Origin of the sequence: Streptomyces buecherae, from assembly GCF_014295035.1 — a bacterium.
In the GTDB taxonomy this organism is placed as follows: Bacteria; Actinomycetota; Actinomycetes; order Streptomycetales; family Streptomycetaceae; genus Streptomyces; species Streptomyces youssoufiensis.
Genome location: NZ_CP060404.1, coordinates 3,309,976 through 3,322,783, shown reverse-complemented (window position 1 = coordinate 3,322,783; position 12,808 = coordinate 3,309,976). Strand labels below are relative to the sequence as shown.

General features: G+C 73.0%; 11 protein-coding genes. 4 read left to right on the top strand and 7 right to left on the bottom strand.

The genetic code is table 11. The features are described from left to right. The first annotated feature begins 6 nt into the window (after positions 1 to 6). Positions 7 to 1,515: an MFS transporter gene (locus H7H31_RS12410; RefSeq protein WP_187059957.1), complete on the top strand. Its 1,509-nt coding sequence runs from the start codon at positions 7 to 9 to the stop codon at positions 1,513 to 1,515. Between the two features lie 402 nt (positions 1,516 to 1,917). Here the strand turns inward: H7H31_RS12410 and H7H31_RS12405 are convergent, their stop codons facing one another. Then, entirely contained in the window at positions 1,918 to 2,421 is a 504-nt protein-coding gene (locus tag H7H31_RS12405) for a MarR family winged helix-turn-helix transcriptional regulator (protein ID WP_176163636.1), read from the bottom strand. A gap of 380 nt (positions 2,422 to 2,801) precedes the next feature. Beyond that, positions 2,802 to 4,142 (bottom strand): questin oxidase family protein, encoded by a 1,341-nt coding sequence (locus H7H31_RS12400; protein WP_308284261.1) that lies wholly within the window; start codon positions 4,140 to 4,142, stop codon positions 2,802 to 2,804. Between the two features lie 970 nt (positions 4,143 to 5,112). Between H7H31_RS12400 and H7H31_RS12395 the strand changes: the two genes are divergently transcribed. Further along, entirely contained in the window at positions 5,113 to 6,114 is a 1,002-nt protein-coding gene (locus H7H31_RS12395; RefSeq protein ID WP_187060182.1) for a sigma-70 family RNA polymerase sigma factor, read from the top strand. Between the two features lie 267 nt (positions 6,115 to 6,381). Here H7H31_RS12395 and H7H31_RS12390 read toward each other — a convergent pair whose 3' ends face one another. After that, positions 6,382 to 7,710 (bottom strand): P1 family peptidase, encoded by a 1,329-nt coding sequence (locus tag H7H31_RS12390; RefSeq protein ID WP_187060501.1) that lies wholly within the window; start codon positions 7,708 to 7,710, stop codon positions 6,382 to 6,384. A 352-nt stretch (positions 7,711 to 8,062) separates the two neighbouring features. Here H7H31_RS12390 and H7H31_RS12385 point away from each other — a divergent pair, with 352 nt between their 5' ends. Next, complete coding sequence (locus H7H31_RS12385) at positions 8,063 to 8,614, top strand: AMP-binding protein (RefSeq protein WP_187060500.1); 552 nt, start codon at positions 8,063 to 8,065, stop codon at positions 8,612 to 8,614. 171 nt (positions 8,615 to 8,785) lie between these two features. Beyond that, positions 8,786 to 8,971, top strand: coding sequence for a hypothetical protein (locus H7H31_RS12380; RefSeq protein ID WP_187060499.1), 186 nt, complete (start codon positions 8,786 to 8,788; stop codon positions 8,969 to 8,971). Between the two features lie 106 nt (positions 8,972 to 9,077). Here H7H31_RS12380 and mscL read toward each other — a convergent pair whose 3' ends face one another. From mscL to H7H31_RS12360, 4 genes are all read right to left on the bottom strand, one after another. After that, positions 9,078 to 9,608, bottom strand: a complete 531-nt coding sequence (gene mscL, locus H7H31_RS12375) for a large conductance mechanosensitive channel protein MscL (RefSeq protein ID WP_269475448.1) — start codon at positions 9,606 to 9,608, stop codon at positions 9,078 to 9,080. Between the two features lie 114 nt (positions 9,609 to 9,722). After that, complete coding sequence (locus H7H31_RS12370; RefSeq protein WP_187060498.1) at positions 9,723 to 10,580, bottom strand: hypothetical protein; 858 nt, start codon at positions 10,578 to 10,580, stop codon at positions 9,723 to 9,725. Between the two features lie 560 nt (positions 10,581 to 11,140). Beyond that, positions 11,141 to 12,022 carry an S-methyl-5'-thioadenosine phosphorylase gene (locus H7H31_RS12365; RefSeq protein WP_187060497.1) on the bottom strand — a complete coding sequence of 294 codons (882 nt, stop codon included), beginning with the start codon at positions 12,020 to 12,022 and terminating at the stop codon, positions 11,141 to 11,143. A gap of 361 nt (positions 12,023 to 12,383) precedes the next feature. Beyond that, entirely contained in the window at positions 12,384 to 12,743 is a 360-nt protein-coding gene (locus H7H31_RS12360; protein ID WP_187062083.1) for an FmdB family zinc ribbon protein, read from the bottom strand. Positions 12,744 to 12,808: the final 65 nt, after the last annotated feature.

Sequence of the window (12,808 nt, the reverse complement as noted above, 5' to 3'; positions counted from 1 at the left end):
CCACTCATGCCAGAAATGGCCAAGCAAGCTGACCCACGGCGCTGGAAAGCGCTGATCTTCATCGCCCTCGCCCAACTGATGGTCGTGCTCGACGCGACGATCGTGAACATCGCGCTCCCCTCGGCGCAGGAGTCCCTGAACATTTCCGAGGGCAACAAGCAGTGGGTCATCACCGCCTACGCCCTCGCCTTCGGTGGTCTCCTCCTCTTCGGCGGACGCCTGGCTGACCTGTGGGGACGTCGTCAGACGTTCATCATCGGCCTGCTCGGCTTCGCCGCCGCCTCCGCCCTCGGCGGCGCCGCGGTCAACACCGGCATGCTGCTCGGCGCCCGCGCCCTGCAGGGTGTGTTCGGCGCCCTGCTCGCCCCCGCGGCCCTGTCGCTGCTCGCGGTCATGTTCACCGACCCGAAGGAGCGGGCCAAGGCGTTCGGCGTCTTCGGTGCCATCGCCGGTGGCGGCGGTGCGGTCGGCCTGATCCTGGGTGGCGTGCTCACCGAGTACATGGACTGGCGCTGGACGTTCTACGTGAACATCCCGTTCGCCGCCGTCGCCGTGGCCGGCGCCATCATGGTGATCAGCGAGCCCAGCGACAGCCGTAACCCCTCCAAGCTCGACATACCCGGCGTGGTGCTCGCCACCACGGGTCTCGTTTCGCTGGTCTACGGCTTCACCCGGGCCGAGGAGGACGGCTGGACCGCGGGCGCCACCATCGGCCTGTTCATCGCCGCCGTCGTGCTGCTCGCCGCCTTCGTCGTGGTCGAGGGCCGGGTCAAGAACCCGCTGCTTCCGCTGCGCGTGCTCACCGAGCGCAACCGTGCCGGCGTCTACATGTCGCTGGGCCTCGCGGTCATCGGCATGTTCGGTCTGTTCCTCTTCCTTACCTACTACCTGCAGATCGTCAAGGACTACAGCCCGGTCACGACCGGCCTCGCGTTCCTGCCGATGATCGCCACGATGATCACCGGCTCGACCCAGATCGGCGCCCGCCTGATGACCCGCGTTCCCCCGCGGCTGCTCATGGGCCCCGGCTTCCTGGTCGCCGCCCTCGGTATGGCGCTGCTCACCCAGCTCGACACCGAGAGCTCCTACGTCGGGCTGATCCTGCCGGCGATGCTGCTGCTCGGCCTGGGTATGGGTACCGCGTTCATGCCGGCGATGAGCCTGGCGACGCACGGCGTGCAGCCGCGTGACGCGGGTATCGCCTCCGCGATGGTGAACACCTCGCAGCAGGTCGGCGGCGCCATCGGCACCGCGCTGCTCAACACGATCGCGGCCAGCGCCACGACCGAGTACTTCAAGGATCACGCGCAGGGCGCCACGTCGGCCAAGAGCCTGCAGCTCACGGCCCTCGTCGAGGGGTACACGACCGCCATCACCTGGGCCGTCGTCATCCTCCTCGTGGCCTCGGCGATCGCCTTCACGTTCGTCAACACCGGGCCGCAGAGTGGCCACGGTGCCGCCGCCACCGGCGATGGCGCGGAGGACGACGTTCCGGTGCCGGTGATGGCCCACTGACCCAACTCACCGCCCTACCGGCGCCGAGCGAGGCGCTCGGGCGGGAGTGGATGGACAGCGGCTGCCGCGCCCGATGCGCGGCAGCCAGGCGCGGGGCCCCCGACGTCGGACACGTTTGGCGACAGTGTCCGACAGCGGGGGCCCCGCGGCGTATGCGGAACGGAACAGCCCGGACCGACGAAGCGCAGTCGGCGGGTGCTCGGGTGCTCGGGTGCTGGCGGCGGCCGATCCCGGGCGGTGGGCGTACGTGGCGGGCGCGGGGCGCCGGTGACGGTGTGGGGAGGTGGGGGGCGAGGGTGGTGTGGGGGCGCCCCGCGTGGTTGCGCGGGGTGTCGGAGCGTGTAGGCGCCGGGGGCGCGGGGCGTTGAAGCGTGAAGGCGCCGGGCGCGAGGTGCTGGGGGTTCAGCGCAGCCAGGGGAGGTCGGCGCGGCCACACTCGGGCTGGAGGCCCTTGGCGATGGCGCGGCAGATCTCGCCGAGCTGGCTGACCTGTTCGGCCGAGAGGCGATCGAAGATCGCGTGACGGACCGCCTCGACGTGCCCGGGCGCGGACTTGCTGAGCACCTCGTAGCCCTCGTCGGTGAGCACGGCGTTCTGGCCACGCTTGTCGGAGGCGCAGTCCTCGCGCCGCACCCAGCCGTACTTCTCCAGCCGGGACACGGCGTGCGAGAGGCGCGAGCGGGTGATCTTCGCGTTCCGCGCCAGTTCGGTCATCCGCATCCGTCGCCGCGGCGCGCGTTCGAGGAGTACCAGGAGGGCGTAGTAGGTGTGCGGCATGCCGGCGTCGCGCTGCAACTGACGGTCGAGGTGGTCCTCAAGGAGTGTCGAGGCGTGCATGTACGCCTGCCAGGTCTGCTGCTCCTCGTCGGTGAGCCAGCGCGGCTCGGGCTGGGGTCCACTCGTCATGACAACCACTGTTTCATTCCGGAAGCTCTTCTTGAAGTTTAAACAAGTGCGAGTTGCAGCCATTCCCCGAGCGTGACGGGCCACCCGGTTCCCGGTACGGAGGGTCACCCCGTCTCACGCCGGCGCTCCCGGTGTGGGCGCGCGCAGGGTGAAGCCCGGCCCACCTGGCGCGGTACGTCAGGTGGCCGGGGCAGCTCAGTGCATGGTCCACCAATCGACGGTGCCCGCACGGCCTTTTGATCATCTCTGCACGCGTGGAAGGGACTCTCTTGACGCTCGTGTTGGCTGAGAACGTTCGTTTAAGTGCCACGTCGTGTCGCTGAACGATCGTCGGCGGCCGTCCGGTGGGCCCCTTGCGGGCGTTCTGCGGCGGTGTGGCCTCATCGACAGCGGCCCCGTCGACCCGTGCGCGCTCGCGGAACCTGACGGAAAGACGTCGTGCCGCCCGTACGGCTCACCCGCCGCGCAAGGTGGCGAGTCAGCGGGGCGCGTCGATCATGGACTGGGCGTGCAGGGCCGCCACGAGCGCGCGGGCGTCGCCGTCCGGGGCGGCGGCTGCCACGTCCACGGCGGTGTCCGCGAACTTGATCACGTGCTCGTCCCCGTGCGCCGCGGCCAGCGCGAACACCTCGTCGGGCGTCATGCCCGCGGCCTGCCGGACCATCGAGGGTTGGCCGCCGGCCCGTGGCGCGGTCGCCCGCGAGGTGGCCCTCCGCGGGGCGGTCGTCACAGAGGCGGGGTGCGGCGGGCCCGTAGATCATCATGAGCACGGCCACGGGCGGCCACACGGCGCGCAGCGAGGGCGCCCACAGCGCGCGCGGCAGCGCGGGCAGCGTACGTAGCACCGCATTGGGCGCGGTGGCGGCGTGCACGAGCATGACCGGTTCGCCGTGGCCGTGGGTGGCGTAACGGTGGGTGGCGGCCCGTACGAGCCGGCTGAGCTGCTCGTACGCCAGGTCGGGGTCGCCGGGTACGCGCAGCGCACCGGCCGCCTGCTGCCAGCCGGGGACGGTGGGGACGCGGGCCAGCCGGTCGCGGATGCCGCCGCTCTGGTCCGCCAGGCGGGGGAGCGTGGCGAGCGCTACCGCGGGGGGCGCTGCCGCGGCGAGCGCTGCCGCGGGGGGAGCCGCGCCGCCGCCGTCCACCGCGCCCGGCAGCGGCTGGTGGCGGGCGGCCCAGTAGCCGAGGGCCTCGGCCAACTCGGTCAGGCGCGGGCCGCTCGGGGCGGGTGAGGCGTGCGGGACGGTGAGTACGGGTGCCGAGCCCGTGGTGGTGCCGGGGGCGGCGTGCGGTGTGTGTGCGGCGCGCGCGGTCTGTTCGTCGTCGAGCAACGTACGGACCGCGTGCCCCACCCGGATCACGCCATGCGTGGCGGAGGCGAGGATTCCGGACAGGAGGCGGGGCCACCACACGGCCAGGACCTCGCGCCAGGGCCGCTCGGCCAGTTGGCGGGCGAAGTAGTCGGCCCAGTCCGTGAGGTGCCGGGGATCGCCGAGCGCCTGCCGCCACGTGGTCTCGGTGATCGGAGAGACGCGGCGCGGCCGGTCCTCCAGCTTGCTGCCGTAGGAATCGAGCCAGCCGTGCACGGTGCCCGACTGCCCGTGCCTGACCAGCGCCTCCACCGCCATGGGCGCATGGTTGGACAGCCAGCCCGCACGTTCGGGGCCGGTGCTGTGCAGTCGTTCGAGAGCTTCGTCGAGGATGCCGCTCGTGTCGTCCATGGGCGCACGCTAGGCAGCCGCGCCCAGACCCGGAACGGTCGCGAGGACCAACCCCGTCTCGTCCCTGCGGCCGGCGACCATCGACCTGGTTCCTGGCTTTTTTGTGGGCGTGGTGTGTGGTGCGTGGGCGTGGCGGCCCAGGCGACGGCGGGGGAGCGGATGTGGTGGTGTGGTCGGTCGCGGCGACTGGTCAGCGTGCTCGGGTACGGAAGACGTACGGGGCGCGGATGCCCATGATCGCGCCGAGTGGGTGTCACGGTGCGCGGGCGTGTGAGGGGGCGCTGAGCGCGGGGGAGGGAAGCGCGGCGGGCTTCGTGTGTGTTGGCCTTGCGGGGTTCGGCCGCTTGCGGGCCGATGACTGCTCGCCGCTGGCCGAGCGGCGGCTTTCAGCCGGCTGGGCGGGGCGCCCCGTCCTCCGTGGGCGAGCGACTGGGCAGGTGGAGGTTGGGTAGGTAGAGACGGGTCAGTCTGGTTACTCGTGTAGGCGGCCGGGCCCCGACGGCCTGGGGGGTCCGGTGGGGCGCGGGCCGGCCGGGCCGCGCGGGGCGGACTCCTGCCCGGTGCCGCCACCTGGGCCTTCCATCGCCGGGTGGTCGGTGGGCTGAGCAACCAGACGGCGACGTATGCCGTCTACAGGGTGGGAGCGGGGGCGCGAACGACGCCGCTCGGGAGCGGGGAACGCGACGACGGACGTGATGGCCGTCTCATGGGCGCGGCGCGGGCCAGCAGTCGAACAAGCGTCGGGGTCGCCTTCGGTACCGGCCCTGACCTGCACTTCCCGATGATCCACTGTCATGTGGCCTCCCTTGCGGCGGGACAGGGTACTGCATGATCACGAAAATTGCGGGGCCGGCTGGGAATTCTGTCCGGTTTCCGCTCGTTGTTTCCATCGGACGGGGTACTTGCAGGGTCCAGACCCTCTATCCCGACTAGCCCGATCCCGCGACCGACTCATCGCAAGGGAGCACGCATGGCAACCCGTGCCGTCGCCCGTCGTCAGGCCACCAACGCCGGCTCTGACGGGGCACGCAGCGTTCGCGCCGTAGGCGGGGAGATCGCCGACCGCGACCTGGTCGGCATGTACCTGGACGAGATCGCACGTACGCCGTTGCTCGACGCGGCCAAGGAAGTCGAGCTGTCCCAAGCCATCGAGGCTGGGGTGTACGCCCAGCAGATCCTGGACGGCGAGGTGGACGAGGCCGAGGCGGGCGGCGCGAGCCGCGCTGAGCTGGAGGCGCTCGCCGCCGAGGGCGCCCGGGCGAAGGACGTGTTCATCCGCTCCAACCTGCGCCTCGTGGTAGCGGTCGCGCGCCGGTACCCGCGCAGTGGCCTGCCGCTCCTCGACCTGATCCAGGAGGGCAACGCGGGCCTGGTGCGCGCGGTGGAGAAGTTCGACTACGCCAAGGGCTTCAAGTTCTCGACGTACGCGACCTGGTGGATTCGGCAGGCCATCACGCGCTCCATCGCCGACCAGTCGCGTACCATCCGGCTCCCCGTCCACCTGGTCGAGGAGTTGGGCCGCATCCGTCGGGTGCAGCGCGAGTTCAACCGGGAGAACGGGCGCGATCCGGAACACACGGAGATCGCCGCCGAGCTGGGCTCCACCCCGGCGCGGGTCGCGGACGTGCTCGACTGGGCCCGCGACCCGGTGAGCCTCAACATGTCGGTGGACGACGAGGGCGAGACCCAGTTCGGCGACCTGCTGGAGGACACCTCGGCGGAGTCCCCGGAGCAGTCGGTCCTGGTGATGCTGCGCCGCGAGGGTCTCGAAGACCTGATCGGCCGGCTCGACGAACGCACCGCCTCGATCATCAAGGCGCGCTACGGCATGGAGGACGGCCGCGAGCGCACCCTGACCGAGGTCGGCAAGCAGCACGGGCTGACCCGCGAGCGCATCCGACAGATCGAGAAGCACGCCCTGCTCGAACTGAAGAAGATGGCCCGCGACACGGGCTTCGACGCGGCGGCCTAGCCGCGCCGCGCCGCTCGGGCCAGGCGACGCCTGGCCCGAGCGACCCCCAAGACCAGAGCTCCGGTGCCACTCCCCCCCGCACCGGGGCTCTGCCCTGCTTGGCTTCCCCCCGCCCCCCGCCCCCCGCCCCCCGCCCCCCGCCCCCTCCCACCTCCGCAGCCAGGCCCCGCCCGCGTCGGCCCCGCTTCCGGCGCGCGCCGCCTCCCGCACGCGTGGACCGGGCCCGTCGTGCAGCGTCACCGGTCTGGCCAGGCAGCCCAGCCCAGCTCAGGGCGCGGGCGCGGCGTACAGGTCCCGGTAGGCCGGGAAGACGCCGCCGGGCCCGTCCACGCTCTCGGCCGCGAGTATCGCGTCCACCACTGCCCGCATCAGTACGTCCGCCCCGGCGGCAAGCACCTCGTTGAGCGCCCCCGCCGCCGCGTGCACCCCGAAGGCCGGGTCCGAGGTCGGGTCCCCGGTCTGGCCTATGGCCGAGCCCGGAACCGGGGCCACGGCCGAACCCGAAGGCGAGCCCGAGCCCGTGCTCGAAGCCGAGCCCGTGGTCGCCCCGGTGGCGGCTCGGCCCACCAACGGCCGCTCGCCGGTGGCCAGCGCGAACACGGTGTCCCCGTCGGAGAGCAGGTGCACCGGCCGCACGGCGCGGGCCAGCCCGTCGTGCGCGGTGCCCGCCAGTTTCTGGGCCTGGGCGCGGGACAGCGTCGCGTCCGTGGCCACGACGGCGAGCGTGGTGTTCAACGGTGGCCGTACGGAAGCGGCCGAGCGCCGTTCGGACTCCTCCCACGCTTCCCGTAGCCGTCGCTGGGCCTCGGCGTGCCGCTCGCGCGACACCGCCCCGACCGGCAGCGCGGCCACACCGTGCCCCCTAGGGTGATCGCCGCCGTCGCCTTCGGCGCCGACTTGGTCGTGCGGGCCGAAGAGGGTGCCGTACAAGCGGCCCGTTGTCGGGTCGACCGGAGAGCCCGACGCGTTCACCGCGACGAGCGCGGCGACCGTGACGCCGGAGGGCAGCACCACGCTCGCGGTGCCGATGCCGCCCTTGAGCCCACCGGCCACCGCCCCGGTGCCCGCCCCCACGTTGCCGCGCACGCAGCTCGCCCCGTCCTCGCCGTGGGCAGCGGCGGCGGCCTCCCGACCGAGTGCCGCGTCGGGTCGGGCCCGCCAGTCGCCGCCGCGTCCGAGGTCGAACAGCGCGGCAGCCGGGACGACCGGCACCACCTGGGCCGGCTGCGGGCCGACCCGGAATCCGCGGCCCCGCTCCTCGAGCCACTCCATGACGCCGGACGCCGCGTCCAGGCCGAAGGCGCTGCCCCCGGTCAGGACGATGGCCTCCACCCGCTGTACCAGGTTCCGCGGATCGAGCGCGTCGGTCTCCCGGGTGCCCGGGCCGCCGCCCCGTACGTCCACCGCGGCCACCGCGCCGCCCGGCGGGGCGAGCACGACGGTGGTGCCGCTCAGCCAGCCCGCGCCCTGTCGCTGGGCGTGGCCCACCCGGATACCCCGGACGTCCGTCAAGGCGTTCCGCGGGCCGGGCCGAGGGGCGCCTCCTGCCGCTGTCGCGTTGCTCGAACCGGTTCCGGCGTCGTCAGCGTCCACCATGGGGCCATGCCTATCACGCGGCTCGCACCGAGCCGGTGGGGCGACGGAGCGGAGCGGGTACGCGGTGGCGACGGGGCGGTAGCGGGGTCGGCTGGCCGCGGCAGGGGGCTCCGCTCGCGGTCGTCTGGCGCGGCGTGTCGGGCGAGCGGGCGGCCTTGGCCACGGGGCGGCGGAGGTAGCGTGGCGGGCGGCGTCGAGCGGGCCGCGGGCGGGCCCGGGCCAGCCGCCGGCGGGCCGTGGACGGGGCGCCCGCCGGGCGTCCGAGGCCTGCATAGCCGCCGAAAACCGCCTCTGACGTGCGCGTATAGCGTTCGTTGATCGGACGTCAACGCCAGCCCGCCACGCTGTTCTCATGTTCGCCGTATCTGACACCACCGCACAGGCCACCGCCACCACCCTCTCCGCCGCCGTGACCACGCCGGCGGCCGTATCGGGTGGCTCGGGGGAACCGGTGGCGTTGCGCTGGGTCGGCGAGCAGGGGCGGGCCGAGGAGTTCACCCACACGCAACTCCTCGACCAGGCGACCCGCGCGTCAAGCATGCTGACCGAGCTTGGCGTGTGCTCCGGTGACCAGGTGGCCGTCATGCTGCCCCTGGTGCCGGAGTCGGTCGTCACGACGCTCGCCTGTGGCCGACTCGACGCGTCCCGTGTCTCGCTGCCCATGAGGGAACCGGTGGGGGCACTGCGCGAGCGGATCAGGGAGTCCGGTGCACGCGTGCTGATCACCGTGGATGGGGTGCTACGGGATGGGCGGGCGTACGGGTTGAAGACCGCGCTCGACCGGGCGCTGATGGGATGTCCCGAGGTGGAGACCGTGCTGGTCGTGCATCGACTGGGGCTTCCGGTCCGTTGGGTTGCGGGCCGGGACCACTGGTGGCACGAGCGGCTGGCCGCCACTCGGTAGACCGAGGGCCACACCAGAGGGGCAGGTACGGGTGATCCTGCCCCGCCGCGTTCTGCGGCTGCCGGTTGGGGGACCGGCAGCCGCGACGCGGTCGCCGCCGAGCATCGCTCCGGCACGGGGGACCGGAGCGATGCTCGGCGGCATGCCGTGCGCCGGACGTACCCTGGGGGCATGAGCACCGCCCCCGCCTCTGAACCGCGCGATCCGGCTTCCGCGCTGATCTTCGACGACCCGTTGGCGCAACAGTCCTCGGACGATACGGACCAGGGGTGGGGCGAGCGGACTCCGAGGACGGGCGAGGGCGGTCCGGCCGACCTGGCGCGCTTCCTCGACGAGAAGCCGCCCCACCACCTGTAAGAGGACCCGGGTCGGTGGGGCGGCTTCACCGCTGCCGCCGTCGGCCGCCCCGAAGGGGCGTCCCCGACCTCGCCGAGCGGCGCGCGGCAGCGACGGAACGCGGCGGCTAGCGCTCGGTCTGCGCCGGCCCCGACTCCGAACCCCCGTCGATCTGCCCGGCGGGAGCCGGGCCACCGCGCTGCGCGACCAGCACGTCGCGGATCTCCCGCAGCAGCTCCACCTCGCTGGCCTCGGCCTCGGCGTGCTCCACCTCGGCCTGCTTGTCCCGGGCCGCCTTCCGCGCCAGGTAGCGCGACATGGGCAGCACCATCAGGAAGTACACGACCGCGGCCGTGATCAGGAACGTCAGGGTGGCGCTGAGCACGGTGCCCCACATGATGGGTACGCCGCTGACCACGTCGCCCGCCTCGTTCGTCTTGCACGGGCCCTTGAGGCAGGAGCTGTACCTGTCGAGGTCCTTGGTGCCGAACGCGCCGACAAGCGGGTTGATGACGCCCTTCACCACGGAGTTCACGACGTTGGTGAACGCGGCACCGATGACGACCGCTACCGCCAGGTCGATGACGTTGCCACGCATCAGGAAGGCTTTGAAGCCGTCCAGGACGCTCTGCTTCTCGTCGGTCGCCGAACTGCTCACGGCCGTGCCTCTTTCCACTATCGGATTTCCAGATTCCGCAACTTATGGCACGGTGCGGCAGCGCTGTCCAATCCGCCCACCCGAATCCGCCAGTTGACAGCACGCGAGCACGAATCATCGCCGCACCACCGCCAGGCGCGCGGCGAGGCCCGTGCCGACCAAGGCCGTCGCGGTCTCCCGGGGAACGGACAGCACCACGAGCGCGCCCTCGCCCGGAGCGGTCTCGCGCGATGGCGGCACGTCGACCACGCGAGCGGCGCGCGCGATCACGCGCGGGCCGGCGGACGGGCCGCCATCCGCGGCGGCCTCCCGCTCGGCCGGCCAGTCCTGGGGCGCGCCGTCGGCCCTGGCCGACTCGCGGGCTTCAGGCGCCCCGTCGGTTTCGCCCGCACCGTCGGTCGCGTCAACGGCTGGCTCGGGCTCGGGGCCGACCGCGAGCTGGCCGGTCCAGCCGGCGTCGGGCGCGGTGGCCAGCACGTCCACGAGGTCGCCGCGACGCAGCAGCCGTACGACCCCGGCGTCGGCGATCCGCACCGCCGCCACCCGCAGGTCGCCCTTCGGATGCCCGCGCTCCTCGTCGGGTGGGCCGGCGAGGCGGGCCGGGGAAGACGACGCCGACGGCGTACCGCGCACGTCACCGGGGTGGGGAGCGCCGGACGGGGTGCTGGAGGGAGCCGAGGAGGGGGAGCGCTTGTCGTCCGTGGGGATCGCCGCGACCGCCGAGGCCAGCGCCGCCACCGCCAGCAGGGTGAGGGTCGCCCTGCGTCGTCGCTTGCGCAGCATCCGGTGCAGCCGATGCCAGCGCGTCTGGCGCACCCGCACCGGTTCGAACAGGGGTAATCCGCGTGGCGCGGGGGCGGCCCGGCCGAGGCCGGGCGCGGCGTCCGGTGCGTGGTGCGGGCCGGTCACGGGGCCCGGCGGCTGCTGCGCCGAGCCGGCGCGGGGGACTGCGGAAGGGTCGTACGCGGACATGACGAACACCACCTGCCGTGCGGAGTTGGGGCCCTGCGGCCTGCACATCCCACGGTGCACGGGTTCGGCGGATCGCGTGCGCGGCTGTGGACGGGCGCTGGGCTGTGGATAACTCCGTCACCCACTACCGCCCCGCGCAGACCAACCCAACCAACCCAACCGGGGCAGGCCACCCCGACCGCGTCAGGGCAACCCAACCGAGACGAGCCCCAGCTACGAACTAACCCGCCTCCACAGAGCCGCCCCCACACGCACAGCCCGCTCGCGCGCACAGCCCAGCTCAGCCCGGGTTCAGCTCAATCCGAGCGCGCACAGACTCGCCCACGCGCACAGCACAACACAACCCATCCCTAAGCCCAGCTCAACCCGAGCGCGCACGGGCCCAGCCACGCGCACAGCACACCCAGCTCGGGCCAGCCCCAACCCGAGCCCGCACACACCAGACGAGCCGACCCCGCCCCGCCCCAACCAACCCCGCCGCACCAGCCACGCACGCCGCCTCGCATCGGGCCAGCTCGGGGCGGGCCCCAGAAGAGAAGAGAGGGCCAGCGCGGTGCGGGCTACGGCAGTGCGATGCCCAGGTCGCGCCCCTCGTGGGCGCGTGCGCAGACGCAGTCGCGTTCGGCCGGGTCGGGGAGGGCGGCCACGGCGTCGAAGAGGACGTCGCGCAGCCGGTCCACGTTGCTCGCGAAGACCCGCATGACCTCCTCGTGGGAGACGCCGTCGCCCGCCTCCGTGCCCGCGTCCAGGTCGGTGACCAGGGTCAACGACGTGTAGCACAGCTCCAGTTCGCGGGCGAGCACGGCCTCCGGGTGGCCGGTCATGCCCACCACCGACCAGCCCTGCGCCGCGTGCCAGCGCGACTCCGCGCGGGTCGAGAAGCGCGGGCCCTCGATGACGACGAGCGTGCCGCCGTCCACCGGCTCCCAGTCGCGCCCGCGCGCCGCCTTGAGCGCCGCGAGGCGCCCCTGCGGGCAGTACGGGTCGGCGAACGTCACGTGCACCACGTTGGGCCGGGGCCCGCCGTCGGGGAGGGGCTCGCCGTCGAAGTACGTCTGCGCCCGCGCCTTCGTACGGTCCACGATCTGGTCCGGCACGAGGAGGGTGCCCGGTCCGAACTCGGGGCGCAGGCCGCCGACCGCGCACGGGCCGAGCACCTGTCGTACGCCGACGGAGCGCAGGGCCCACAGGTTGGCGCGGTAGTTGATGCGGTGCGGCGGCAGGTGGTGCTTGCGGCCGTGGCGCGGCAGGAAGGCGACGCGTCGGCCGGCCACCTCGCCGAGGAACAGCGAGTCGCTGGGGGCGCCGTAGGGCGTGTCCACGGTGATCTCGGTCACGTCGTCGAGGAAGGAGTAGAACCCCGACCCGCCGATCACCCCGATCTCCGCCTGGGGCGCGGTCTTCGGTGTTACCGACGGTGCTGTGGTCTGCGTCTCGGCCATGCGGTCACCCTAATGGCGCCCTGCGCGGCCCGTGCTGGCCGGGCCACCCACGAGCGCGGAGCGCGCGCCCGCGCACCACCCCCGCGCCTTACCGCCGCGCGACCGCCCGTACGCCACGCGGTCCACGCCGACCCGCCCACCCCGGCCCGCGTACGCCGACACCCGACCCCCGACCGAGCCCCCCGCGCACGACGAAGCCCCCGCCCGCCTCCGGGGAGGCGGGCAGGGGCCGCGACAGAAAGTGACGCCAACGTCAGGCGACAGCGACAGCGACCGCGCCAACGACCGAGCCAGTGCCGACAACGGTGACACACGAACGGCGGGCCGGCGCCGGACGGCACGGCAGTCGGGCAGCGGCGCGTCAGGCGGCCGTGGAGCCCTTCGACGCCGCGGGCTTGCTGGCGCTCGACGTGCTCGTGCTGCTCGACGAGGAGGTCGAGGACGACGACGAGTCGGACGACGAGGACGAGGAACCCGACGAAGAGGACGAGTCCGATCCGCTCTTCGTGGACTTCGACGAGCCCGGGGTGCTGCTGGAGGAGGCGCTACGGCTGTCGGTCCGGTAGAAGCCGGAGCCCTTGAACACGACGCCGACCGCGGAGAACACCTTCCGCAGGCGCCCCTTGCAGCTCGGGCACTCCGTGAGCGCCTCGTCGCTGAACTTCTGCACCGCTTCAAGGCCCTCGCCGCAGCCGGTGCACTGGTACTGATAGGTCGGCACGTGATCCTCCTGGCACTCTCACTCAATGAGTGCTAACGACGATCCATAGTGCAGCATTCCGCGGC